Source organism: Pseudomonas sp. PD9R (genome assembly GCF_019200975.1).
Classification (GTDB): Bacteria; Pseudomonadota; Gammaproteobacteria; order Pseudomonadales; family Pseudomonadaceae; genus Aquipseudomonas.
Map to the genome: position 1 here is coordinate 226726 of NZ_JAHTMR010000001.1, position 25962 is coordinate 252687.

18 protein-coding genes are annotated in these 25962 nt (G+C 59.0%); 12 read left to right on the plus strand and 6 right to left on the minus strand.

The features are described 5' to 3' along the window. The first annotated feature begins 171 nt into the window (after positions 1 to 171). From psrA to KUF73_RS01005, 3 genes are all read left to right on the plus strand, one after another. Positions 172 to 879: a transcriptional regulator PsrA gene (psrA, locus tag KUF73_RS00995; RefSeq protein ID WP_218436185.1), complete on the plus strand. Its 708-nt coding sequence runs from the start codon at positions 172 to 174 to the stop codon at positions 877 to 879. A 170-nt stretch (positions 880 to 1049) separates the two neighbouring features. Then, positions 1050 to 2048, plus strand: a complete 999-nt coding sequence (gene nagZ / locus KUF73_RS01000; protein WP_218436826.1) for a beta-N-acetylhexosaminidase — start codon at positions 1050 to 1052, stop codon at positions 2046 to 2048. Between the two features lie 12 nt (positions 2049 to 2060). Further along, positions 2061 to 2798, plus strand: a complete 738-nt coding sequence (locus KUF73_RS01005) for an S-methyl-5'-thioinosine phosphorylase (RefSeq protein WP_218436186.1) — start codon at positions 2061 to 2063, stop codon at positions 2796 to 2798. A gap of 113 nt (positions 2799 to 2911) precedes the next feature. Here the strand turns inward: KUF73_RS01005 and KUF73_RS01010 are convergent, their stop codons facing one another. From KUF73_RS01010 to mfd, 3 genes are read right to left on the minus strand one after another with little or no spacing between them, the layout of a single operon-like run. Then, positions 2912 to 5605, minus strand: a complete 2694-nt coding sequence (locus KUF73_RS01010; protein WP_218436187.1) for a DEAD/DEAH box helicase — start codon at positions 5603 to 5605, stop codon at positions 2912 to 2914. Positions 5606 to 5616: 11 nt separating this feature from the next. Then, positions 5617 to 6183, minus strand: a complete 567-nt coding sequence (locus KUF73_RS01015) for a CsiV family protein (protein WP_218436188.1) — start codon at positions 6181 to 6183, stop codon at positions 5617 to 5619. Between the two features lie 10 nt (positions 6184 to 6193). Next, positions 6194 to 9643, minus strand: coding sequence for a transcription-repair coupling factor (gene mfd, locus KUF73_RS01020; protein ID WP_218436189.1), 3450 nt, complete (start codon positions 9641 to 9643; stop codon positions 6194 to 6196). 363 nt (positions 9644 to 10006) lie between these two features. Between mfd and KUF73_RS01025 the strand changes: the two genes are divergently transcribed. The 5 genes from KUF73_RS01025 (at position 10007) to KUF73_RS01045 (ending at position 18141) form a co-directional block, all read left to right on the plus strand. Further along, positions 10007 to 11470, plus strand: a complete 1464-nt coding sequence (locus KUF73_RS01025; RefSeq protein WP_218436190.1) for a glyceraldehyde-3-phosphate dehydrogenase — start codon at positions 10007 to 10009, stop codon at positions 11468 to 11470. Positions 11471 to 12093: 623 nt separating this feature from the next. Beyond that, entirely contained in the window at positions 12094 to 13299 is a 1206-nt protein-coding gene (locus KUF73_RS01030) for an HlyD family secretion protein (RefSeq protein WP_218436191.1), read from the plus strand. Then, positions 13296 to 14540 (plus strand): hypothetical protein, encoded by a 1245-nt coding sequence (locus KUF73_RS01035; protein WP_218436192.1) that lies wholly within the window; start codon positions 13296 to 13298, stop codon positions 14538 to 14540. The genes KUF73_RS01030 and KUF73_RS01035 overlap by 4 nt, the downstream gene beginning before the upstream one ends. 1 nt (position 14541) lies before the next feature. Further along, positions 14542 to 16692: a glycosyltransferase family 2 protein gene (locus KUF73_RS01040; RefSeq protein WP_218436193.1), complete on the plus strand. Its 2151-nt coding sequence runs from the start codon at positions 14542 to 14544 to the stop codon at positions 16690 to 16692. Positions 16693 to 16701: 9 nt separating this feature from the next. Next, the gene (locus KUF73_RS01045; RefSeq protein WP_218436194.1) at positions 16702 to 18141 is read left to right on the plus strand and encodes an efflux transporter outer membrane subunit; all 1440 of its coding nucleotides are present in this window, start codon (positions 16702 to 16704) and stop codon (positions 18139 to 18141) included. A gap of 138 nt (positions 18142 to 18279) precedes the next feature. On the opposite strand, the gene KUF73_RS01050 is transcribed toward KUF73_RS01045, so the two are convergent. Then, positions 18280 to 19578, minus strand: a complete 1299-nt coding sequence (locus tag KUF73_RS01050) for an MFS transporter (protein ID WP_218436195.1) — start codon at positions 19576 to 19578, stop codon at positions 18280 to 18282. A gap of 381 nt (positions 19579 to 19959) precedes the next feature. Between KUF73_RS01050 and KUF73_RS01055 the strand changes: the two genes are divergently transcribed. Both KUF73_RS01055 and sthA read left to right on the plus strand, forming a co-directional pair. Then, positions 19960 to 20946 carry an FAD:protein FMN transferase gene (locus tag KUF73_RS01055; RefSeq protein ID WP_218436827.1) on the plus strand — a complete coding sequence of 329 codons (987 nt, stop codon included), beginning with the start codon at positions 19960 to 19962 and terminating at the stop codon, positions 20944 to 20946. A 207-nt stretch (positions 20947 to 21153) separates the two neighbouring features. Continuing rightward, entirely contained in the window at positions 21154 to 22548 is a 1395-nt protein-coding gene (sthA, locus tag KUF73_RS01060) for a Si-specific NAD(P)(+) transhydrogenase (protein ID WP_007984277.1), read from the plus strand. A gap of 42 nt (positions 22549 to 22590) precedes the next feature. Here sthA and KUF73_RS01065 read toward each other — a convergent pair whose 3' ends face one another. Further along, positions 22591 to 23313, minus strand: a complete 723-nt coding sequence (locus KUF73_RS01065) for a glycerophosphodiester phosphodiesterase family protein (RefSeq protein WP_218436196.1) — start codon at positions 23311 to 23313, stop codon at positions 22591 to 22593. A 14-nt stretch (positions 23314 to 23327) separates the two neighbouring features. Continuing rightward, positions 23328 to 23906 carry a PilZ domain-containing protein gene (locus KUF73_RS01070; protein WP_218436197.1) on the minus strand — a complete coding sequence of 193 codons (579 nt, stop codon included), beginning with the start codon at positions 23904 to 23906 and terminating at the stop codon, positions 23328 to 23330. A 94-nt stretch (positions 23907 to 24000) separates the two neighbouring features. On the opposite strand from KUF73_RS01070, the gene KUF73_RS01075 reads away from it, so the two are divergent. Together KUF73_RS01075 and lolD are read left to right on the plus strand one after the other, a co-directional pair. Then, the gene (locus KUF73_RS01075; RefSeq protein WP_218436198.1) at positions 24001 to 25251 is read left to right on the plus strand and encodes a lipoprotein-releasing ABC transporter permease subunit; all 1251 of its coding nucleotides are present in this window, start codon (positions 24001 to 24003) and stop codon (positions 25249 to 25251) included. Between the two features lie 7 nt (positions 25252 to 25258). After that, on the plus strand, positions 25259 to 25942 hold the full coding sequence (lolD, locus tag KUF73_RS01080) for a lipoprotein-releasing ABC transporter ATP-binding protein LolD (RefSeq protein ID WP_218436199.1): 684 nt from the start codon (positions 25259 to 25261) through the stop codon (positions 25940 to 25942). The last annotated feature ends 20 nt before the right edge of the window (positions 25943 to 25962 follow it).

The following is a 25962-nucleotide window of genomic DNA, read 5'->3' on the forward strand; positions in this document are numbered from 1 at the left end:
GCAATGCCCCTTTTTTTGCCCGCCGCCGGACGGTCGAACAGTCCGCTGATTGAAGCTTTCCGGTTGTATGGTTAAATGGCTGACCGACCATTCCCAAAACGAACTGCCAGACTTGACAATACACAACCTGAAACGTATGTTTCAAACAAGTGTTTGTCAGGCGGAGTAGCCATGGCCCAGTCGGAAACCGTTGAACGCATTCTTGATGCTGCCGAGCAGTTGTTCGCGGAAAAAGGTTTCGCTGAAACCTCATTGCGCTTGATCACCAGCAAGGCCGGGGTCAATCTGGCGGCGGTGAACTATCACTTCGGTTCGAAAAAGGCGCTGATCCAGGCTGTCTTCTCGCGTTTTCTCGGGCCGTTCTGTATCAGCCTCGATAAAGAGCTGGAGCGACGCCAGGCCAAGCCTGAGAACAAGCCGACGCTCGAAGAATTGCTGGAAATCCTCGTCGAGCAAGCCCTGGTGGTGCAACCGCGCAGTGGCAATGATCTGTCTATTTTCATGCGTTTGCTGGGCCTGGCTTTCAGTCAGAGCCAGGGCCATTTGCGTCGTTACCTGGAAGACATGTACGGCAAGGTGTTCCGCCGCTACATGATGCTGGTCAACGAAGCCGCGCCGCGTATTCCACCGATCGAACTGTTCTGGCGCGTGCACTTCATGCTGGGTGCGGCTGCGTTCAGCATGTCCGGTATCAAGGCATTGCGCGCAATTGCCGAAACCGACTTCGGGGTGAACACTTCGATCGAGCAAGTCATGCGTCTGATGGTGCCGTTCTTGGCAGCCGGTATGCGTGCAGAAACCGGCGTCACTGACACCGCCATGGCCAGCGCGCAATTGCGTCCGCGTAGCAAATCGACAGCGGTTGCCGCCAAGGTTTAACCGCACACGGGTGGGCGCGGCAGCTGACATCCGCTAAGCTAGCCGCCCATGCCGACTCTCGTTCTGAACCCGCTCCCTGTTTCTATCGCCGACCTGCCAGGCACTGCCCATGGCGGCGAACGTGTGCGAGCCGGGTTTATCGTTATCAAGGAATCTCTATGACTGCTGGCCTGCAAGGCTCGTTGATGGTGGACGTCGCCGGTACCTGGCTGACGGCTGAAGATCGCCAATTGTTGCGTCAACCTGAAGTGGGCGGCTTGATCATTTTCGCCCGCAACATCGAACATCCACGCCAGGTCCGCGAGTTAAGCGCCGCGATTCGCGCCATTCGTCCTGATTTGCTGTTGGCGGTGGATCAGGAAGGCGGTCGGGTCCAGCGTTTGCGTCAGGGCTTCGTGCGGCTACCGGCGATGCGCGCCATTGCTGATAATCCAAATGCTGAATACCTGGCTGAGCAATGTGGCTGGATCATGGCCACCGAAGTATTGGCTGTTGGCCTGGACCTCAGTTTCGCCCCGGTACTGGACCTCGACTACCAGCGCAGCGCAGTGGTCGGCACCCGTTCCTTCGAGGGCGACCCCGAGCGTGCAGCGCTGTTGGCCGGTGCATTCATTCGCGGCATGAACTGCGCCGGCATGGCGGCTACGGGCAAGCATTTCCCTGGCCACGGTTGGGCAGAGGCGGATTCTCATGTTGCGATTCCGAATGATGAACGCAGCCTTGACGAGATTCGGGCCAGCGACCTGGTGCCGTTCGCCAAACTGAGCAAACAGCTCGCCGCGGTGATGCCGGCCCATGTCATTTATCCACAAGTCGATTCCCAGCCTGCCGGCTTTTCCCGTCGCTGGTTGCAGGACATCTTGCGCGGCGAACTGCAATTTGACGGCGTGATCTTCAGCGACGACCTGTCCATGGCCGGTGCCCACGTGGTGGGCGATGCCGCCAGTCGCATTGAAGCGGCGCTCACCGCTGGTTGCGACATGGGGTTGGTATGCAACGATCGCGCAGCCGCCGAACTGGCCCTGAGCGCCGCGCAACGTCTTAAGGTCAAACCGTCGGCGCGCATCGCGCGGATGCGCGGTCAGTCGTTCGTGAACACCGAATACCGTCAGGCCCCGCGCTGGCTGGCAGCTGTCGGCGCGCTTAAAGAAGCTCAATTGATTGATTAAGGACTGTTTGTTATGACGGTTTACGCGATTATCGGTGGTACCGGCCTGACTCAACTCGAAGGCCTGAGCATTCGTCAATCATTGGCGGTCGACACCCCATACGGCGCGCCTTCTGCTGAAGTGCAGATCGGTGAGTACGCCGGCAAGGAAGTGCTGTTCCTCGCCCGTCACGGCCACCCGCACCGTTTCCCGCCGCATCAGGTGAACTATCGCGCGAACCTCTGGGCGTTGAAGCAGGCCGGAGCAGAGGCGATTCTTGCGGTCAATGCCGTGGGTGGGATTCATGCGGCGATGGGCACTGGGCATTTCTGCGTGCCGCATCAGTTGATCGACTACACCAGCGGTCGCGAGCACACCTACTTTGCTGATGACCTTGAACAGGTCACGCACATCGATTTCAGCTATCCCTACAGTGAACCGTTGCGTCAGCAGTTGATCGCGGCGCTGGCGGCTGAAGGTGTTGGTTACAGCAGCCATGGCGTGTATGCCTGCACTCAAGGCCCGCGGCTGGAAACCGTAGCCGAGATCGCTCGATTGGAGCGTGACGGTTGCGACATCGTCGGCATGACCGGCATGCCGGAAGCAGCCCTGGCTCGTGAGCTGGAACTGGATTACGCCTGCCTGGCACTGGTGGTGAATCCGGCGGCAGGCAAATCGACAGCGGTGATTACCATGGCTGAGATTGAGCAGGCGTTGCATGACGGGATGGGTAAGGTTAAGTCGACGTTGGCGCGGGTATTGAGGGGGTAGTCAGTCATTACACCGAGTTGACTCTATCGCGGGCAAGACACGCTCCCACAGTTTGATGTTTACCCTGTGGGAGCGGGTTTGCCCGCGATGCGATTTGACAGGCGCCGAAGGTCTCAGCGCTTTTCGAGCTTATCCGGCAAAGGCGCAAACAACGCTTCAATATCATCGTTCTGCAGCTTCCAGTCCCCAGTCTGACGCCCGTCCAGCACGCCAGCCGCAAGGTCGGATTTTTCCTTTTGCAGATGCTGAATCTTCTCTTCCACCGTGCCGCGCGCAATCAATTTATAAACGAACACGGGCTTCTCCTGACCGATACGGTACGCACGGTCGGTTGCCTGATTTTCCGTCGCCGGGTTCCACCAGGGGTCGTAATGAATCACCGTGTCCGCCTCTGTCAGATTGAGACCTACGCCGCCCGCCTTCAGGCTGATCAGAAAGATCTGACGCTTGCCGCTCTGGAATTCCTTCACCGGCGTACGCCGGTCGCGGGTCTGTCCCGTCAGCAGTGCGTAAGTCACGCCGCGTTTTTTCAATTCGTCTTCGATCAGCGACAGCATTGAAGTGAACTGCGAAAACAGCAGAATCCGCCGTCCTTCCTCAAACAGTTCTTCGAGCATTTCCATCAGGCTGTCGAGCTTGCCCGATGTGCTGCCCCGAGCCGGAAGGGCAGCATCATTGACCAGACGTAGATCGCAGCACACCTGACGCAATTTCAGCAGCGCCTCAAGGATGATGATCTGGCTACGCGCCACGCCCTTGCGGGTGATTTCGTCGCGGACTTTCTTGTCCATGGCCAGACGCATGGTTTCGTACACATCGCGCTGGGCTTCGTTGAGCTCGACCCAATGAATGATTTCGGTTTTCGGCGGCAACTCGGTGGCCACCTGTTCCTTGGTGCGGCGCAGCAGGAAGGGTTTGATCCGACCATTGAGGTGCTGAAGTCTTACTTCGCTGGTGCGCTTTTCAATCGGCACCCGGTAATCACGGTTGAAACTCTTCACATCGCCAAGCCAGCCCGGCAGCAGGAAATGAAACAGCGACCACAGCTCGCCCAAGTGGTTTTCCAGTGGCGTGCCGCTCAGGCACAGGCGCTGGCGAGCATTCAGTTCGCGGGCTGCCTGAGCGGCCTTGCTGTTTGGATTCTTGATGTACTGCGCTTCATCCAGCACCAGTATGTGCAACGGTTGTGCAGCCAGGCGTTCGACATCTTTAGGCAGCAACGCGTAGGTGGTCAGGATCAGGTCGTAATCGGCCAGGTTCTCGAAATGTTTTTTGCGACTGGCGCCGTACAGTGCCAGCACTTTGAGTTGGGGCGTAAAGTGCGCCGCTTCGTCGAGCCAGTTCGGAATGAGGCTCGTGGGCATGACCACCATGCACGGTCGGTCGAGGCGTCCGGCGTTTTTTTCGGTAAGAACGTGCGCCAGGGTTTGTAGGGTTTTACCCAGGCCCATGTCGTCCGCGAGGATTCCTCCGACTTCCAGTTGCCGCAGTGACTGCATCCAGCTCAGGCCCTCCAGCTGATACGGTCGCAGTGTTGCGTTCAAGCCTTCTGGCGCGGTGGCCGTGTAGTCCTTGATGTCCCGCAGTCGTTGGGCAAAGGTGCGGATTTGCTCGCCGCCTTCCCACAGCAGTGGCAGGTCTTCCAGCGGATTCAGGCGCGTGGCATCCGCCTTGCTCAGGCGTAAGGTGGTTTCGCCAGGCTCTTGCAGGTAAAACTCACCGAGCGTTGCCAGTACCGGTTTCAAGCGGCCGAAGGGCAGGGCGACTTGCAGGGGGCCATATTCGGAGTTCGGTCGATTGGGGATGTTGACCAGGATCAACTCGTCGTCGCGGCGTCGGGCGAGGCGTTCCGGGTTGAGGATTTCGGTGTGGGAGCGCATCAGGTTCAACAGGATCGGCAGCAGGCTCAGCCGCTCGCCGTTGACGATGATCCCCAGTTCCAGGTCAAACCAGTCGCGCTCGGGTGCCTGCTCCACTGTGGCGTACCAATCGTCCACGGCGGTCAGGTCGAAGCCGAAGTCTTCGTTGATCTGCAACTCCCAGCCTTGGGTGCGCAGCTTCGGCAGTTCATTGAGGGTGAACGTCAGCCAGGCGCTGTCATTGATCATCTCGAACAGTTCGCCAGCGCTTTCCGGCAGGGCCTTGCTTTGCCGGGTGGCGACTTTGAAACCGAGGATTCGCAACTGTTCCCGGTAGGATTGTTCCACATCGGGATGGCGTTTTATCCGTAACGTCTGAGTTTCCTGGCGAATCAGGATGTCGGAATTTTTCTGCCCGGAAACGTACTCATCCAGGTAGCTGAAAGACAGCGCCGCACGATGCTGTATGTAGCGTTGCATCCGCCCGTTTCGCGGTTCGAACGCGCTGAATTCGATACTCGCCAGCCACAGGCGCGGCACCGGTTGCACGTTATCCACCAGTACTTGCGGCAGTGCTTTCGGGTTGCGGTTTTCCAGTACGGCCTGGAGTTTTTCCAGGAGTTCGGCATCTTTGGCCGCTGCAGGATAGTCGAGAGTTTCCTGCACCTGCAGCAAAACGGCTGCGCAATGTTTGCAGTTGCTGTGGACGGGGCACGAGCACGTGGCGTCGACCATCAGCAAGGTGCCTTTGGCTGACTCGCGCAGGCGAATGGTCTGACGGTAAACGTTACCGCCAGAGCCTTCGCAGGCAGCAACGATCGTAGCGTCCCCGGCCTCGACAATCCTGACGCGGTTCTCCAGCGCGTAGCGGCGGCCACGCTCCAGACTCTGTTCCTTGAATCGGCTGACCCAGGAAGGTGCCAGGGGTTTGCTCAGGGTCGCGGACATAAGGACGTCAATCAGTCCGGAATTTCATCGGGGACTGGCCGAGGCGCAGGGGCGGTCAGCGAGGTGATCTTGATCAGCATGCCGAGGTGGCCGGCGTCGAGGAAGTTCAGCTGTCCGTTTTTGGTGTGGCTGTCTGTTTTCAAGCGTTCACTGGCCGTGACCAGGCCATCGGAGTTGATCTGGTTGACCCAGAAGTCCGCATCGACGTCGGTGAAACGACCCAATTTCAGGTTCAGCGTGCCCTCGATCGGGAATTGACCGAATTGTTCCTTGCCCTCGCTGATGGCGACTTTGGTGGCTTCCTCGCTGAGGTTTTGTTGCCAGGCCTTGTGCAGCAGCACTGTGTAGTCGTTGCTGGCGGTAAGTTTTTCCACTTCGCCATTGAGGCTTGGCGTACGCAGGCTGTCGGGATTGAGGCGCTGAGCACCGGCAGCCCAGTCTTCCGGAGCCGCGCGGCTGACAATTGCGGGAACGGCATTTTGCCGGACCAAAATCATTTCGACCTGATACAGGTCATCGGCAAACGCCGTCGGTGCGACCAGAGTTAACAGCAAGGTCAGTGAGCGAAACAGGCGCATGCGGCGTCCTTCAAGCAGTTTTCGGGATGAGGCGCTCGAACAGCGCCTCTACAGTATTAAAGCGCTCTTCCGGGCGTTCCATCGGTACCTGGAATTTAAACATCGTCGCGCCTTCGAATTTGTAGCGTTTGGGCTGGCTCTGGATCAGTTTGATCAGGGTCAGCGGGTCGACCGGTGTCTGCGCCGCGAACTCAATTCGACCACCTTGCGGACCGCCGTCGACTTTCTTGATGCCCAGCAATTCGGCCTGCAATTTCAGGGCGGTGATGCGCATCAGGTTCTTGGTCGGTTCCGGCAACAGGCCGAAACGGTCGATCATCTCCACCTGCAAATCCTTCAAGCCTTCCTCATCGGTGGCCGAGGCGATGCGTTTGTAGAGAATCAAGCGGGCGTGTACATCTGGCAGATAGTCCTCGGGAATCAACGCAGGGACTCGCAAGTTGACTTCCGGACCACCGCCCAACGGTTGATCGAGGTTCGGCTGTTCGCCCTTGCGGATCGACTTCACCGCGCGTTCGAGCATTTCCATGTACAGCGTAAAACCGACGGCCTGGATCTGCCCGCTTTGACCGTCGCCGAGCAGCTCGCCGGCGCCACGGATTTCCAGGTCGTTGGTGGCAAGCACGAAGCCCGCGCCGAGGTCCTGGGTGTTGGCGATCGCTTCCAGACGCTTTTCCGCATCTGCCGTGATTTGCTGGCGCGGCGGTGTCAGCAGGTAGGCGTAGGCCTGGTGGTGACTGCGCCCGACGCGACCGCGCAACTGGTGCAACTGCGCCAGGCCGAACTTGTCGGCGCGCTCGATGATGATGGTGTTGGCGCTCGGCACGTCGATGCCGGTCTCGATGATGGTCGAGGCGATCAGCACGTTGAAGCGCTTGTGGTAGAAATCGCTCATTACCTGTTCGAGATCACGTTCGCGCATCTGCCCATGGCCAATGCCGATTCGTGCCTCTGGCACCAGTTCGGCGAGGTCGGCGGCGCATTTCTCGATGGTCTTCACGTCGTTATGCAGGTAGTAAACCTGGCCGCCGCGCAGCAGCTCGCGGAGCAGGGCTTCTTTGACCGTGCTCTTGTTCTGCTCCATGACGAAGGTCCGAACCGACAGGCGACGGGCCGGTGGCGTGGCGATGATCGACAAGTCGCGCATGCCCGACACCGCCATGTTCAGCGTGCGCGGAATCGGCGTGGCGGTCAGGGTCAGGATGTCGACTTCACTGCGCAGGGCCTTGAGCTGTTCTTTCTGGCGGACACCGAAACGGTGTTCTTCGTCGATGATCACCAGCCCTAGGTTTTTGATTTTTACATCGTCGGACAGCAGTTTGTGGGTGCCGATGACGATGTCGATCTTGCCTTCCGCCAGATCCGCAACCGCTGCGTTCACTTCCTTGGCCGATTTGAAACGGCTCATCACTTCTACGGTCACTGGCCAATCGGCGAAACGGTCGCGGAAGCTGTTGTAGTGCTGCTGGGCGAGCAGAGTGGTCGGCACCAGAATCGCGACCTGACGACCGCCGTGTACCGCGATGAAGGCGGCGCGCATCGCCACTTCGGTCTTACCGAAACCAACGTCGCCGCACACCAGGCGATCCATCGGCTTGGGTGCGAGCATGTCTTCGCGCACGGCTTCGATGGTGGTTTGCTGGTCGGGTGTTTCTTCGAACGGGAAACCCGCGCTGAAGGTCGCGTAATCGGCTTTCGGGTCGGCGAAGGCATAGCCTTCGCGGGCGGCGCGGCGGGCGTAGATGTCGAGCAATTCGGCGGCGACGTCGCGCACCTGCTCGGCCGCTTTGCGTTTGGCTTTCTGCCAGGTCTCGGAGCCGAGGCGATGCAGCGGGGCCAAGGCATCATCGCTGCCGGTGTAGCGGGCGATCAGATGCAGGTTGGCCACCGGCACGTAGAGTTTGGCGTTTTCAGCGTATTCGAGGGTCAGGAATTCAGCGGCCTGGTTGTCGATTTCCAGGATTGTCAGGCCGAGATAACGGCCGACGCCGTGGTCAATGTGCACCACCGGCGCGCCTTCGCGCAGCTCGGTGAGGTTCTTGATCACGGCATCGTTGTTGGCGTCGGCGCGTTTTTCACGGCGACGGCGCTGCATCACGCGCTGACCGAACAGCGGGCTCTCGGCAACCAACGCCAAGGCTGGATCGTCCAGCAGCAAACCTTCGTCCAGCGGCGCGATGGTGATCGCCAAGCGATCTTTGCCGCTGACAAAGTCCGGCCAGCTGTCGACAGTTTTTGGTCGCAGCTTCAAGCGTTCAAGCAGTTCCAGCAGCACTTCCCGACGGCCTGCGGACTCGGCGGTAAACAGCACGCGACCGGGGAACTCGTCGAGGAAAGCCGCCAGCGCGGACAGTGGCTGGGTGGCCTTGGCTTCGATGGCCAGGTTAGGAAGTTCGCGCGCAGGGAAGCGTTCGCGACCACTGCCGGTTTCCATGTCCTGTTGGCTGGCAACGACGCGCGGCCAGTTCTTCAGGCGTGCGAAGCAATCTTCCACCGGCAGGAACAATTCGGCGGGTGGTAATAGGGGACGGGATGGATCGACGCGGCGTTCTTCGTAGCGATTGCGCACGTCGTTCCAGAAATTTTCCGCAGCCTGTTCGATGCCCGGCAGGGAAAACACTTGGGTGTCCTGGGGCAAGTAATCGAACAGTGTCGAGGTTTCTTCGAAGAACAGCGGCAGGTAATACTCGATACCGGCTGGCGTGATCCCGCTGCTCAAGTCCTGAAAGATCGGGCAGCGACGGAAGTCCACGTCGAAACGTTCGCGAAAGCGGGCCTTGAACCGAGTCACGGCTTCTTTCTGTAGCGGGAACTCCTTGGCCGGCAGCAGCTTGACCGAGTCGACCTTGTCGATGGAGCGCTGGTTCTCCGGGTCGAAGGTGCGCAGGGTTTCGATTTCGTCGTCGAACAGGTCGATGCGATACGGCAGCTTGCTGCCCATCGGGAACAGGTCGATCAGCGAACCGCGTACCGTGAATTCGCCATGCTCGTACACGGTATCGACGTAGCGATAACCGGTGGCTTCGAGCCGGCTACGCATTTGTTCGACGTCAAGCTTCTGGCCGACATCCAGCACCAGGCTGCTGCCGAGCAAAAACTTGGTCGGTGCCAAACGGTGCAGGGCCGTGGTGATCGGCACCACCAGCACGCCGTGCACCAGTTCCGGCAGCCGATACAGGCTGGCGATACGCTGGGAAATGATGTCCTGGTGCGGTGAGAACAGGTCGTAGGGCAGGGTTTCCCAGTCGGGGAAATGCAGTACAGGCAAATCCGGGGCGAAGAAACTCAGCTCCTGTTCCAGCCGTTCGGCGCTTTGGCTGTCGGCGGTCAGCAGCAGGGTAAAGCGCTTGGCAGCGCTGGCAGCCTCGGCGATGGCCAGGCTCAGGGCGGCACCGGGCAGATTGCCCCAATGCTGTTTACCTGCCGCGGCAGGGAGAATCGGTAGACGCAGAACGGGCACGGAAGGTTGAGCTCCAAGCGTTGCGACAAAGTCGGTAATTGTAGCGGCCTCGGGTGCCGCCTGTCAGTTGCAGACTGTGTCTATTACGCAGGTTTGGCGAAATGTAGTGGTAAAGACAAAAAACGCCTGTTTTTTACTGAAAATTACCGAATATGTAGTGGTAAAACGAACGGGTGTTACGGAGGGTTACGGACAAGGTAGCGTTACCTCCAAAAAATTGACTGCGCTGAAAGCCCCGGTTTTATTGGGCTTGGGCAGGGCGTAATTTTTTTGAACGGGAATTTGTTACCGATTGCACGACAAGCGCGCATTGCTACGCGACTCACTCGGCGGCATAATGTAGCCCCTTTTTTCTGCCCCTACATGTGGAAGGTTCCCGTGACTCAGAAGCCCGACCAGTGTCTTGGTGAATGGATCGACCGTGAAGCACTCGCAGAAGCGATGATTCCGCTTATCGGTCAGCTCTACCGCAATAACAACGTGGTGAGCTCGATCTATGGCCGCAGCCTGATCAACCAGTCTGTCATCGCGATTCTCAAAGCTCACCGCTTTGCTCGCCATCGCTCTTCCGACGATAGCGAACTCTCCGTCCACGAAACATTCCCTCTGCTGAAAGCCATGAGCGAGCTCAAGCTCGGCGCGGCTTCGGTCGACTTGGGCAAGTTGGCGTACAAATTCCGCGTCGAAGGCAATGGCCGCACTGCTGAGCAGTTCGTCCGTGAAGAAATGGCTGACGTGGTTGGCCAGCAAAACGCTTCCGCCCGCAAAGGCACCGACGTTGTCCTGTACGGCTTCGGTCGTATCGGCCGTCTGCTGGCGCGCATCCTGATCGAAAAAACCGGTGGTGGCGACGGCCTGCGTCTGCGCGCCATCGTCGTCCGCAAGGGTGCCGAAAACGACCTGACCAAGCGTGCCAGCCTGCTGCGCCGCGACTCGGTACATGGTTCGTTCAACGGCACTATCACCATCGACGAAGAAAACAACACCATCACCGCCAACGGCAACCTGATCCAGGTTATCTACGCGAAAAACCCGACCGAAGTTGACTACACCCAGTACGGCATCAAAGACGCGCTGCTGGTGGACAACACCGGTGTTTGGCGTGACGCCGACGGCCTGGGCCAGCACCTGGCCTGCCCGGGTATCGACCGCGTTGTTCTGACCGCGCCTGGCAAAGGCAAGCTGAAGAACATCGTTCACGGTATCAACCACGCTGAAATTACCGCTGACGACAAGATCATTTCCGCCGCTTCCTGCACCACCAACGCCATCGTGCCGGTGCTCAAAGCGGTGAATGACAAGTTCGGCATCATCAACGGTCACGTTGAAACGGTTCACTCGTACACCAACGACCAGAACCTGATCGACAACTTCCACAAAGGCGATCGCCGTGGTCGTAGCGCCGCGCTGAACATGGTTATCACCGAGACAGGTGCTGCCACAGCTGCTGCCAAGGCGCTGCCTGAGCTGGCTGGCAAGCTGACCGGTAACGCGATCCGCGTTCCGACGCCAAACGTGTCGATGGCCATTCTCAACCTGAACCTTGAGAAAGCCGCTACCCGTGAAGAGATGAACGAGTACCTGCGCTACATGGCGCTGCACTCCGATCTGCACAAGCAAATCGACTACGTCAATTCGCAGGAAGTGGTTTCCACCGACTTCGTGGGCTCGCGCCACGCAGGCGTTGTGGACGCTGAAGCGACCATCACCCAAGACAACCGCGTTGTTCTGTACGTTTGGTACGACAACGAGTTCGGTTACAGCTGCCAGGTGGTTCGCGTGATGGAAGACATGGCCGGTGTAAACCCGCCAGCATTCCCGCGCTAAGCATTAGCGGTAAATGAAAACGCCCCGACTTTGGTCGGGGCGTTTTTGTTTGTGCGCTTTGTCGGGCTTAGGGGTGTTGTCGGAACATGCGCCTTCCGCAGGCGCGAGGCTTGCCCGCAAAGGCATTCTTTCAGGCAATGAACAACTTCAATTACTTATATCTTTTTAGTATGTATAACTAAAAATTAATAATTATCTAAAACTCGATACAAAGTTCATTTAATTATTAAAAATAAAAACTCCCAATAAAAATAGGCGTTTGTCGACGATTTCAATGTGGAAGGTTTGAGTGGATCCAATATGGAGGGTGGTACATATTTGACGTCATTTAATTGTACAGCCGCAACGCTTGACACCTCAACGCACTGAAACTAGTGTCGCCAATGACGACGCCCGCTCTGCCACGGGCTTCGTTAGTCCTGCTACTACTGCGCTTTACAGAAACTCTCCAAAAAGACAGGAATCTCATTCCTGCTCACATCACTATAAAATCCAGTAAAACTGCGTCGACTTAGTTGTCGTGCACGGAATAAATATTGTTTGCTCACCCTGCCAAAGTATCTCGCGGTCACGGCCTGCTATTGCCGGACTGTTATGCGGTTGGTCTATCGGGAGAGTCAAACATGGCAGAAGAACGCTCGAAGCTATTGTCACTGTTGCCACGCCTGGTGGGTTTGGGTGTCCTAGGGTTTATTGTCTGGTTGCTCTTGTCGACGTTGTTGATGCCACTGGTATCAGCCTCCGCGACCCGGGCGATTTTGAATGCGCCGGTGATTCTGCTGACTACACCGATTGATGGTGTGGTGAGTTCTTTGGAAGTCAAACCCGGCGCGACTTTCAGTCAGGGCCAGAAAATCGCCGTGGTGGAAAATCCGCGAGCGAACCAGGAAACCTTGCTGACCCTGCAAACCCGGCGTCTGACCCTGGAGCAACAGTTGTCCTCGTCGGCCAGCCAGGCCGAACACGATCTGCGGTATTACGAGGAACTGGAGAAAACCAGCGATCAATACCAGGCCGCGTTTCATACCCGCCAACTCTTCACCCAGAAAGCCCTGAAAGCCGAGAACAGTGCCGCCAGCGCGCGGTTGATGGATGCGCAGGAAACCGTCGAGCGCAATCTCGAATTGTTCGTCCAAGGGGCCGTCAGTGGTGCGGTCGTCGCTTCGTCGAAAGCCCAGTTGGCGTCGTTGCAAGGTGCGGCAGAGTCGGTGCGTTCGCAGTTGCGGATCACTGATGGCGACGTTAGTGCTGCGAACAAACAGGTTTACCTCGATCCCGATCAACTGCGCATGTTCGATCTCAGCGCGCAGATGACCACGCTCAAACTCAGCCTGGAGAACCAGGCGCGCAACCGGGCGACGTATCAACAGGAGCTCGACAACCTCAACCAACTGATCGAAACCGAGCAGAACCGGGTCAAGTTGATGGCCGGCTACGACGTTGTGGCCTATTCGCCCGGTACCGTTCAGGAGTTGCTGGCGCCTCAGGGCACGCTGGTGCAAGCAGGGTCGACCTTGCTGCGCGCGACCGATTGCGCGCAAAGCTATGTGATTGCGGTGTTCCCCGAACGCATGGCCAGCAAGATCGACCGTGACAGCGTGTTGACGGTGAAAATTCGTGGCCTGGATCAACCGCTCAAGGCCAGTGTGGTGCAGTTGCTGTCCAGCGCTTCAGACATTCGCGCCAACACCTACAGCGTGCCGTTCCCGTATGCCGAGCAGAACTCGGTGTACGTGGTCGGAACGTTTGCTGCGGACCTCACGGACAGCCAGCGGGCCATGACTTGCAATCCGGGGTTGTGGGCCAGTGCCGAGGTGTCGCGACCATGAACAGGCTTCTGCGCGGGGTGTTGGGCGTGGTGCTGATCGCCAATGGGGTATCCGCCATGGCAGCACAAGCGAGACCACAACTGGCAGCGATGACCTGTGCGGCGCTGGATCAGGCCGTCACGTCGCTGCCGGCAGGTCCGGTGCTGGTGGCCAGTTACCCGCCGCTGGATGATCATCCTGCACCGATCCTGGCGCTGCGCGGTGTCGCCTTCACGTATGACAACGCGCTGGCCAGCATTGCCTTGTTTGCCTGTGGCAAGCCCGAGTCGGCGCGCAGGATCGCCGACGCATTGGCGTTCGCCACGTTGCATGACCCGGAATATCAGGACGGGCGTTTGCGCAATGCTTATGCTGCCGGCCCCGTGGGTGCGCCGTCGATGAAGCTGCCAGGGTATTGGAGCACCGAGCGCAACGCCTGGAATCAGGACGCCTATCAAGTCAGCAGTGCCACTGGCAATCAGGCCTGGGCCGCATTGGCGTTGCTGGAAGCGTTTCGACAAAGCGGCGAGGCGGCTTACCTTGAGGCCGCGCGAAAAGTCCTGCACTGGTCGCAGCAAAGCACCTACGACGGGCAAGCGCCGGCCGGTTTCGGCGGGGGCTATTACGGGTACTTTTCCAAACAGATTCAGCAGCGCTGGAAATCCACCGAGCACAACGTCGACCTGGCCGCTGCGTGGTCGGCGCTCGATGCGGTGGCGCCGGATCTCGATTCGGCAAAGCAGGCGCAGATTGCCCGACAGTTTGTGTCGAGTCAGTGGGACGCAGGAGAAGGACGTTTCCTGATCGGTACCGGTGCGGATGGCCAGACATCGGATCGCGTGCGGTCAGGACTCGACGCGCAAATTTGGCCCTTGATCGCCCTGCATGATCCACCCAAGGACTGGCGGCGAGTCTTCGCGTTCATCGATCACGCCCACCGTGCCGGCGAAGGTTACGGCTTCAACCGCGACCCCGATGGCTTGTGGACCGAAGGCACCGCGCAGGCCGCTGCCGTGGCGCGATTGACTGGACTCAGCGACAAGGCACAGCCGCTGTGGAGCGTGTTGCTGGCCCAGCAGGCCGGCAACGGTTGGCTGTTTGCAACACCGGCATCGCGCATCAGTACCGGGCTGGCGATAGGCCCGGACTCGGTCACCAATGATTTCTTCTATTACCACCTGCCTCACTTGGGCGCCACAGCGTGGGCGGCGATTGCGGCCACTGGCGTCAATCCTTTTACCGGCTCTCAGGAGGCTGACTGACATGCAGGCACTGGACTCGCTGCAACTGCTGCAAATCAATTTCTGGACGCTGGCGGCGGTGGTGCTGTTCACCTGCCTGACCCACCGCGATCAATGGGCTGCTCGGGCCGGTTTCGGCGCCGTCACCGGGTTGTTGTTGATCAATTACGCGGCCTGGCGAATTCGCGACACGTTGCCCGACGGCCATTCCGGATTTGCCACGGTCTGGGCTTACACCTTTTTGTTTTTCGAGATGTTGGCGATTGGTTACACGCTGTTTTCCATCATTGTGATGCTCTGTCGCACCGACCACCGAAAGGAGGCGGATGCCGGCGAACGACGGCTGCGGGAACAAGGCAGCGCGGTGCCAGCGGTAGACATCTTCATCGCCACCTACAACGAAGGCCTCGAAATTCTCGAAAAAACCATCATTGCCGCCCAGGCAATCGACTATCCGAACTTCACCATATGGGTGCTCGACGACACCCGGCGCGACTGGTTGCGCGACTACTGCGCCGAAGTGGGCGTGCAATATGCGCGGCGTCCGGACAATTCCCACGCCAAGGCCGGTAACCTGAACAACGGTTTGCGCCAGTCGGCGGCCGGCAGTAATGCGCCGTATATCCTGGTGCTCGACGCCGACTTCGCGCCGCAGCAGGCGATCCTCCTGCGCACCCTGGGACTGTTTGACGACCCCAAAGTGGGCCTGGTGCAAACGCCGCAGTTTTACTACAACCCCGATCCGATTCAACACAACCTCGGCACGTCCGCTTGCTGGGTGGATGAGCAACGGGTGTTCTTCGATGTGTTCCAGCCAGCCAAGGATGGTTGGGATGCGGCGTTCTGCGTCGGCACGTCCTTCGTGGTGCGGCGCGATTTGATCACCGAAGTCGGCGGTTTTCCTACAGGTTCGGTCTGCGAAGACATCTACACGACCTATCGGTTGCTGCAAAAAGGCTACGTCACCCGTTGGCTGAATGAGCGTCTGTCGATCGGTTTGTCCGCCGAAGGCCTGACCGAGTACATCAACCAGCGTGGACGCTGGTGCCTGGGCACGATCCAGGTGGCGTTGCTCAAGGACGGGCCATTGCGCGGCAGTGGTTACACGCTCAACGATCGTTTGCACTACCTCCATGGCCTGATGCACTGGTTTTCCAAGCCGTTCATTCTGATGATGCTGGTCTCGCCGGTGTTGTACTGGTACTTCGGCATTGCCGGGTTCTACGCCAATCCGGTGGACTTTCTCGCCTTCGGCATGCCGGCGTTGATTTCATTCTGGGGGTACGGAACCTGGGTCACAGACCGGCGCACGCTGCCGATTTTCACCGAGGTCACGCAGATCGTTGCCTCGTTGGCCGTCACGGCGACCATTGCCAGCGCCATGATCCGGCCGTTTGGGCGGCCATTCAAAGTCACCGCCAAGGGCCTTGATCGCTCACGCACGATGGTGCACTGGAAACTGTTCGGGTTCTTTTTTTCGCTGACGTTGTTTTCGCAGATCGGTGCCTACATCGCCATCAGCACTGCCGCCGCGTTCGACGGCAACATGCTGTTCAACTTGTGCTGGACCGTGGTCGCGCTGGTCTACAACCTCGCAACGCTGGTGGCCTGCGTCGACCGGCCACGCTTACACGGCGAAGAACGTTTTCCGTTCGACAAAGCCAGCGGGTTTCGCTTCGGCGGCAAAGTCCTGCCCGGTCGCCTGGTGGATATTTCCCTCAGCGGCACGTCCTTGACCTGTGCGTTTGCCTCTTCGATCAAACCGGGGCTGTGCGGTCAGGTGTGGGTCGACAAACTCGGTTGGCTGGACGTGGAAGTCATGCGCAATCACGGCGATGACCGATTGGGCCTACGGTTTGTCGAGCTTGATGAAGAACGGCGGCGGCAATTGATCGCCCGGCTATTCAGTGACGCGAGCATTAACGTCGTCAGTAAGGCCGAACCGGCGCAGGCTTTTGGCACCTTGTTGCAGCGCTCCTTGTTAGGCGAAAAGCGCTTGGCACCGCGTGCGGCCAAGCCGATCAAGCGGCCATCCTACGTCTCGCCACCACGCTGGCGGCCGGTGATGGTGCGTTCGCGCAAACAAACGTTGCCACCTCTCAGTGTCAGTCGTTCAGGTCTGTGGACTCTGCTGCTTTCTCCCTTGCGAGCTTTGCTCGGCCAACGCTTGTAGGTGCGCGCCATGAACAGTTGCTTATCCACGTCATGTTTCATGTCTTTGCTGTTGCTCGGTGGTTGCTCGCTGGAGCCGACCTACGAGAAGCCCGAGGCACCAATTGACCAGCAATGGCCGGCGAATACGGTGGGTGAGTGTTGCAGCGGCAAGCAAGCGTTCGATAAGGACTGGCGCGGTTTTGTGGTCGATGACCGCCTGCGCCAACTGATCGAGATGGCCCTGGCCAACAATCGCAGCCTGCGTCAATTCGCGGCCAGTGTTGATGAGGCGCGAGCCGGTTATGACAGCGCAGAGTCGGGGCTTTTTCCTACGATCGGCATCGACACCTACGCCGGGCGCAGCAAGTTGCCGCCGTTGGTGCGCACGCCGGGCGGTGGCGCCACCGCAGGCAGCATCGCCAATACGTTTCAGGCCACGGGCGGGTTCACGTCCTACGAGCTGGACTTTTTCGGGCGTATTCGCAGCCAGCGCAATGCCGCAGGGGCGCGTTTCGAAGCGTCCGAAGCCGACTATCAAACGGCGCGGCTGGCGCTGATCGGCGAAGTGGCCAGCACGTGGTTGAGCCTCAAGGCCAATCAGCATTTACTCGACCTCGCGCAGAACACCTACCAATCCCAGGACCGCTACGGGCAGTTGCTGCGCAAGAGTTACAACCTTGGTTCCAGCGCGCGGATCGATGTGCATCAGGCCGATGCGCAAACCAACACCGCCGCGGTGCAGGTCAATACCTATCGCATGCAAGTGGCGCAGAACATGAATGCGCTGCAGGTGCTGGTGGGGCAACCGGTGCCGGTAGGGTTGCTGCCAACCGGGGCGTTGGGTGAGCAATTGGCGACCCTGGACGTCCCGGCGGGATTACCCTCGGCGCTGGTCGAGCGTCGGCCAGACATCATGTCTGCCGAGGCGCAATTGCGTGCCGCCAACGCCGATATAGGCGCGGCGCGAACGGCCTATTTCCCGACCTTTTCACTGACCTCGGCACTGGGCAGCCTGACCGGTGATTTCTCCCGGCTGCTCAGTGGTCCGGCCGAATTCTGGGCGGTGGCGCTGGCAGGTTCGATGCCATTGATCGACGGTGGTGCGCGGCGGGCGCAGGTGGACGCCAGTCATGCCCGGTTCAACGGTCAGGCTGCGGCTTATGAGGCCACGGTACAGAATGCCTTTCGTGAAGCCGCCGATGCCTTGAATGCGCGGCAGGAAATGCTGACCCAAGTCGAGTTCCAGAAAAAACTGGTGGGGGATTATCAAGAGGCGTATCGGCAGTCACGCCTAAGGTTCGAAGCGGGGCTGGACAGCTATTTTTCCACCATGGATGCACAGCGCTCGCTGTTTGATGCGCAGCAGAAATGGGCGCAGCTGGAACTGGCGCGGGAGATTAATCAGGTGACGTTGTACAAGGCGCTGGGAGGAGGGTGGAGTCAGTCGTTGAAGATGGCGGATCGGTGAGGTGTGGCGAAGTGTGGTGATTTTGAGGGCCTCTTCGCGGGCAAGCCTCGCTCCTACAAGTCGTGCGCGATTTCAACACTGGCGCATGACCTGTAGGAGCGAGCTTGCTCCGGGCGGCGTTTCGACGAAGGTGATTTATCAGGCACCGCGCACTATCGCAGCCTCCGCCGTCCGCAACTCATGCTTGTTGCCACGGAACAGCACCAGCGTCGCAATCAGCCCCATCAACGCCGCGGCACTGAGCCAGATCCCCGGTGCCGCTTTGTTATCCAGCACGTGAATCAGATAAGTACACGCTGCCGGTGTGAAACCGCCAAAGGTTGCCGTCGCCAGGCTGTAGGCCAGGGAGAAACCGGTTGTACGAACTTCTACCGGCATGATCTCGGTCAGGGCCACCACCATGGCACCATTGTACGAACCGTAGAGGAACGACAGCCACAGTTCGACGATCAGCAGATGGCTGAAACTCGGGTTTGCCACCAACCATGACAACGCTGGATAAGCGGTGAGGATTGCCAGAATTGTCGCCGCCAGCAGCAGGGGTTTGCGCCCGATCTTGTCCGACACCGAGCCCATGACCGGCAACCAGAAGAAGTTCGACAGACCGATGCACACGGTTACCAGCAAGGCATCCATGTCCGACAGGTGCAATTCGGCTTTTCCGAAGGTCGGGGTGTAGGCGGTGATCAAATAGAACGACACCGTGGTCATCACCACCAGCGCCATGCCGGCGATAACAATGCCAAAATTCTGACTGATCGAACGGACAATATCCCGCAGGGTCGGGCGATATTTGCGCGCCTGGAATTCCGGGGTTTCTTCCAGTGAACGACGAATCACGAAGATCACCGGAACGATCATGCAGCCGATCAGGAACGGCACGCGCCAGCCCCAATCACCCATTTGCTCAGGGCTGAGCCAGTGGTTCAAACCAACGCCCAGCAGACCGGCGAATACCACAGCGGCTTGCTGACTGGCGGATTGCCAACTGACAAAGAAGCCTTTGCGGCCCGGCGTGGAAATTTCGGCCAGGTACACCGACACCCCACCGAGTTCCACCCCGGCCGAGAAACCTTGCAGCAGTCGACCGAACAACACGATCAGCGGCGCGGCAACGCCGAGGGTGGCGTAACCCGGCACACAGGCGATCAACACCGTACCGGCGGCCATCAAGGCCAGGGTGATGATCAACCCTTTGCGACGGCCATGGCGGTCAATGTAGGCGCCTAGAAAAATCGCCCCTAACGGACGCATCAGGAAACCGGCACCGAAAGTGGCCAGTGAGAGCATCAGGGAAGCGAAAGCGCTGTCGGCAGGGAAGAAGGTCTTGGCGATGGCCGTGGCGTAAAAGCCGTAGACCATAAAGTCGAACATTTCGAGGAAGTTGCCGCTGACAACGCGAAAAATCGCTTTGCCTTTGCCCGTATTAGAGGACATTTGGACGTACTCGCTTTTGGCTGTCTTGTTGGAAATCCTTGGTTTAGACGCGTCCATCGCTGCCGCTGATGAGGACAGGCTCCCTCGGCGAGCGTTTTGTAACAATATGTGTGGAGTGATGGATAGGCAACAATTAGTTAGGTTGCTGCTTAAACGATATAGCCATTACGCGGCATGGATTGCGTACTGGAGCGAATTAACCCCCGTAGGAGCTGCCGAAGGCTGCGATCTTTTGATTCTGTTTTTAAAAGCAAGATCAAAAGATCGCAGCCTTCGGCAGCTCCTACAGGGGGTAATGCATAATGGCGGCTCTTGGCTTCGTGTCAGGGAGTTCTTCAGTGGAGGCAGGAATTGCTTATCAGGCGGCTGGTCGTTTTCGTGATGCTGATTGGCATCCTCTCCGCCTGCGGCAACGGCGACTCCATGGAAAGCTTCGGCGGCCCGACAATGGGTAGCACGTATTCGATCAAGTACGTGCGCCACGCCGGTCTTCCCGCCCCGGAAGACGTACGCGTCGAGGTCGAAAAAATCCTCGCTGACGTCGACCGGCAAATGTCGACCTACCGCAGCGATTCGGATATCGAACGCTTCAATGCTTTACCCGCCAATAGCTGTCAGACAATGCCCGCGCCGATCCTCGAGTTGGTCCGCGTCGGCGAGCAGCTGTCAGAGCAAAGCGAAGGGTCTTACGATTTGACGGTCGAGCCGCTGCTTAATCTCTGGGGGTTTGGCCCTCAGGGTCGTGAAGAAAAAATTCCAACCACCGAAGCGCTCGCCGAGGTGAAGCAACGCGTTGGCCATGCTCATCTGCATATCGACGGCAATAAGCTGTGCAAGGACGCTGCCGTCGAAGTCGACTTCAACAGCATCGCCGCCGGTTATGCGGTGGATACGATTGCTGCACGACTGGAGGCGCTGGGCATCCACAACTATCTCGCCGAAGCCACCGGTGAACTCAAGGCGGCTGGCAAGAAAGCCGACGGTTCTTCCTGGCGCATTGCCCTGGAGGAACCTCGCGACGATCAACAAGTGGCCGAGCGTATCGTTGCCATCGACGGTTATGGCCTTTCAACGTCCGGCGACTACCGAAATTATTTTGAGCAGGGCGGGCAGCGTTACTCCCACACCTTCGATGCTCGCACCGGTAAGCCGGTTTCACACACCCTGGCGTCCGTCACGGTGATTCATTCTTCCGCCTTAATGGCCGATGGCTTATCAACGATGTTGCTGATTCTCGGCCCGGAGCGCGGTTGGGACTACGCAGAAAGACACGACATCGGCGCATTTTTTGTGATTCGTGCCGATACAGGTTTCGTCACACGCAGCAGTCACGCTTTTGAACGCCTCAGCGCTGGAAAAACCGAATGATTGCGGCGATTCAAGCGTTGAAAGCTGGCGTTGTAGTGCAGGCAAAACTAGCCTACGACGCGACCAAGGGTTAATGTGCGCGGCGTTGACGCTTCTATAGACTGTGTCCGGGTTCTGCACTGGCCCCAAATTGTTCCTTCACGCCGCAGATCGGCGTGATTTAGCCGCAGGTGCCGAGGGCGCCGCGGCCTGTTCTGAGGAGTACGCATGGCTGTCTACAACTACGACGTGGTGGTGTTGGGTTCCGGCCCGGCGGGAGAAGGCGCGGCAATGAACGCCGCCAAGGCAGGGCGCAAGGTGGCGATGGTCGATAGCCGTCGCCAGGTCGGCGGCAACTGTACTCACTTGGGCACCATCCCGTCCAAGGCACTGCGTCACTCGGTCCGGCAGATCATGCAGTTCAACACCAACCCGATGTTCCGGGCCATTGGTGAGCCGCGCTGGTTCTCGTTCCCGGACGTGCTGAAAAGCGCTGAAAAAGTCATCTCCAAACAAGTCGCCTCGCGCACCGGCTACTATGCCCGTAACCGCGTCGACGTGTTCTTTGGCACCGGCAGTTTCGCCGACGAGCAAACCATCGAAGTGGTCTGCGCCAACGGCGTAGTCGAAAAGCTTGTTGCCAAGCACATCATCATCGCTACCGGTTCGCGCCCGTATCGCCCAGCCGACATCGATTTTCACCATCCGCGTATCTACGATAGCGACACCATCCTCAGCCTCGGCCACACCCCGCGCAAACTCATCGTTTACGGCGCTGGCGTGATCGGCTGCGAATACGCCTCGATCTTCAGTGGTCTGGGTGTTCTGGTTGAGCTGGTGGACAACCGTGGTCAGTTGCTGAGCTTCCTCGATTCGGAAATTTCCCAGGCGTTGAGCTACCACTTCAGCAACAACAACATCACGGTGCGCCACAACGAAGACTACGACCGCGTCGAAGGCGTGGACAACGGCGTGATCCTGCACCTCAAGTCCGGCAAGAAGATCAAGGCCGACGCCTTGCTCTGGTGCAACGGCCGGACCGGTAACACCGATCAGCTGGGTCTGGAAAACATCGGCGTGAAGGTCAACAGCCGTGGTCAGATCGAAGTCGACGAGGCTTATCGCACCTGCGTGCCGAACATCTACGGTGCCGGTGACGTGATCGGCTGGCCGAGCCTGGCCAGTGCCGCTCACGACCAGGGCCGTTCGGCCGCTGGCAGCATTGTCGATAACGGCAGCTGGCGCTTTGTGAATGACGTGCCGACCGGCATCTACACCATTCCGGAGATCAGCTCGATCGGCAAGAACGAGCAGGAACTGACCCAGGCCAAAGTGCCGTACGAAGTGGGCAAGGCGTTCTTCAAGAGCATGGCGCGCGCGCAGATCGCCGGTGAGCCGCAAGGCATGCTGAAGATTTTGTTCCACCGTGAAACCCTGGAAGTGCTGGGTGTTCACTGCTTCGGTTATCAGGCGTCGGAGATCGTGCACATCGGTCAGGCGATCATGAACCAGCCGGGCGAATTGAATACGCTGAAATACTTCGTCAATACCACGTTCAACTACCCGACCATGGCCGAAGCCTACCGGGTAGCGGCGTACGATGGCCTCAACCGGCTTTTTTGAGCGGCTCCGGCCGGTGGCCTGAGCCGGCCGGGGAGACCGATTTCAGCAATTCTCGAGCGTGGCAGTGGCCAAACCGGGAAAGTCTGTAATCAGGCTGTCAACGCCGAAGTCGGCGAGTCTGCGCATTAGCGCAGGCTCGTTGACTGTCCACACCGACACATGCAGCCCCTGACGCTGCGCCTTCTGCAGGCGTTCCGGCGTACACAGGGTCCAGTTCAGCGCCAGAATCTCACAGCCATAACTTGCCGCGACCTTCAGTGGGTCGAGCCACGCGTACTCGGCTACCAGTCCACGGGATACGTCCGGCACCAGGTCCAGCGCGGCTTTCAGCACTTCCCGCGAACTCGAGGTGATCGTCACCTTGTCCAGCAAACCATGACGTTGCGCCATTTCACGGATTGCCAGTACGGTGGTTGCTGCGCGAGTGCGTGAAGCGCTTTTGACTTCCAGTTGCCAGTGATCGAAGTCGCATTGTTCGAACAGCGATTCCAGCGTTGGAATCGGGCACGGCTTGATCCAGCCCGGGCCGCCCTTGCGCGCATCGTAAGTTACCAATTCCGCCGCCGTGTGCTCGACGACCTTGCCGCGCCGGTCGGTGGTGCGTTTGAGCGTCGGGTCGTGGATGACCATCAGCTCGCCATCCATGGACAGGTGCAGGTCCAGTTCGCAACGGCGGACGCCGTGCTTGAGACATTCCTGAAAGCTGGTCAGGGTGTTTTCCGGTGCTTCGCCCTTGGCGCCGCGATGGCCGTAGATGAGGGTCACGGTTCTTCCTTAAATTAATTGCCTGATTCGAGTTCGCGGGCCAGACGTCGTTCCTGGGCCTGCTTCTGCAAGATATAGCGGGCCAGCAGTTGGCGCTGGGCGTCGGTCGGGTGTTCGAACTCGGTGCCGACGTCATAACCGTCACCCTTGCGGTCGCAATGAGTTACGCGAGCGCGCAGTAACAGGCCCAGGGCTTGCGGCATCAACACCAGTTTGACCGACAGGCGTGAGCCTGCGGCAATGGGCGATGGGTGCTGAAAGTCGATGCCGCCCTCGGAGATGATCACAGGTTGTGGTTCGCCGATCTGCCCGAGCACGGTGATGGCGATCACCTGGCTCAGCAAGTCGATGCGTTTGTTCTGGGATTTCAGGAACGCCGCCAGGTTTCGGTCGCGTTCGCTGATCTGGCGCAACAGGTGCTGCGACTCGAATTCGCTCAGGTGCAATTCGCTGAGCAGGTTGAACAGTGGGGAAGCATCCTGCAACACTTCCTGGCCTGCGGCTTCGGGAGCGGACAGGGGCCTAATTTCCAGTGCGATCGTGTCCTCGATACGGTAGTATTCGCGGCGATCTTCTTCATCTAATGTCGACATGGCGAACCCATGGTAGCGGCGATGGTCTGAGTGTAAAGCTGGTTATCGACCCTCGCCACAAGGACGTTCCTTTTCCCTCCGAACAAGCCCCGACATGTTCAGACCTCTCTTCGTATTTATCGGCACGCGTTATACCCGTGCAAAGCGTCGCAATCATTTTGTGTCATTCATTTCCCTGACTTCGATGATCGGGCTCGCCCTTGGCGTGGTCGTGATGATCGTGGTGCTGTCGGTCATGAACGGCTTCGATCATGAGATGCGCACCCGCGTGCTGGGCATGGTGCCCCACGCGACCATCGAGTCCGGCGAGCCGATCAGCGATTGGCAAAGCCTCGCTGCGAAGGTTAAGCAGAACCCGCAGGTGACAGCCGTTGCGCCGTTCACCCAGATGCAGGGTTTGCTGACCAACAACGGCAAAGTCTCGAAAGTCCTGCTCAACGCCATCGACCCGGCACAAGAACGCCACGTATCGATCATTGATAACTTCATGCAGCAGGGCAAACTCGACGACCTGGTGCCGGGCGAGTTCGGCATCGTCATTGGCGACAAGGCGGCGGCCAAGCTCGGCGCGGCGATCGGCGACAAACTGACCTTCGTGGCACCGGAAGTCACTGTGACCCCGGCCGGGATGTTCCCGCGCATGAAGCGCTTCACTGTGGTCGGCATCTTCCATGTTGGCGCCGGCGAGCTCGACGGTTACCTGGGTGTCACCAATCTTCAGGACCTGGCCCGGCTGCATCGCTGGAAACCGGATCAGGTCCAGGGCTTGCGTCTGAAATTCGATGACCTGTTCCAGGCACCGCGCACGGCGTGGAGCATCGCTCGGGAACTGGGTGAAGATCATTTCTATGCTCGCGACTGGACCCGCACCCACGGCAACCTGTATCAAGCGATCCGCATGGAGAAAGCCATGATCGGCCTGCTGTTGCTGCTGATCGTCGCCGTCGCCGCGTTCAATATCATTTCCACGCTGGTGATGGTGGTGAACGACAAGAAGGGCGACATCGCGATCTTGCGTACCCTCGGGGCCACGCCGGGCACGATCATGCGCACATTCATGGTGCAGGGCACGGTGATTGGTGTGGTCGGTACGGCAATCGGCGCCGTGCTCGGGATCTTTGCCGCGCTGAACGTCAGCGCGGCGATTTCGGCGCTGGAAGGTTTGATCGGACACAAATTCCTCAACGCCGACGTGTACTTCATCGATTACCTGCCGTCGCAGGTGCAGAGCCAGGATGTGGTAATGGTCTGCGCCGCCGCGTTGGTCCTGAGTTTCCTCGCCACCCTGTATCCAGCCTGGCGTGCCGCGCGCACCCAGCCTGCGGAGGCGCTACGTTATGAGTGAGTCGGCTATGACTGATAAAGCAATCTTGAGCTGCCGCAGCCTGGGCAAATCCTACGAGGAAGGCCCTGAATCGGTAGAGGTGCTGGCCGGTTTGCAGCTGGAACTGCATCCGGGTGAGCGTGTGGCGATTGTCGGCAAGTCGGGCTCGGGCAAGAGCACTTTGCTCAATCTGCTGGGCGGTCTCGATACGCCGACCAAGGGCAGCGTCTGGCTCGATGGCGAAGAACTCTCGGCGCTGAGCGAGAAAAAACGCGGTCTGCTGCGTAACCGTGCACTCGGTTTCGTGTACCAGTTCCATCACTTGCTGCCGGAATTCACTGCGCTGGAAAACGTCTGCATGCCGCTGCTGATCGGCAAGACCGCGATCCCGGAAGCACGTCAGCGTGCCACCGCGTTGCTGACACGGGTAGGGTTGGGCCATCGCCTGGAGCACAAGCCAGCGGAACTGTCTGGTGGCGAACGCCAGCGCGTGGCCATCGCCCGCGCCCTGGTGAACAACCCGGGGCTGGTGATGCTCGACGAGCCCACCGGCAACCTCGACTCTCACACCGCCCAAGGCATTCAGGACTTGATGCTGGAACTCAGCACCTCGATGCGCACGGCGTTCCTGGTGGTGACTCACGACATGAACCTGGCCCGCCAGATGGATCGCGTCCTGCATTTGCAGGAAGGTTGCCTGACGCCCATCTGATTGGCTGAAACCCGACGGAA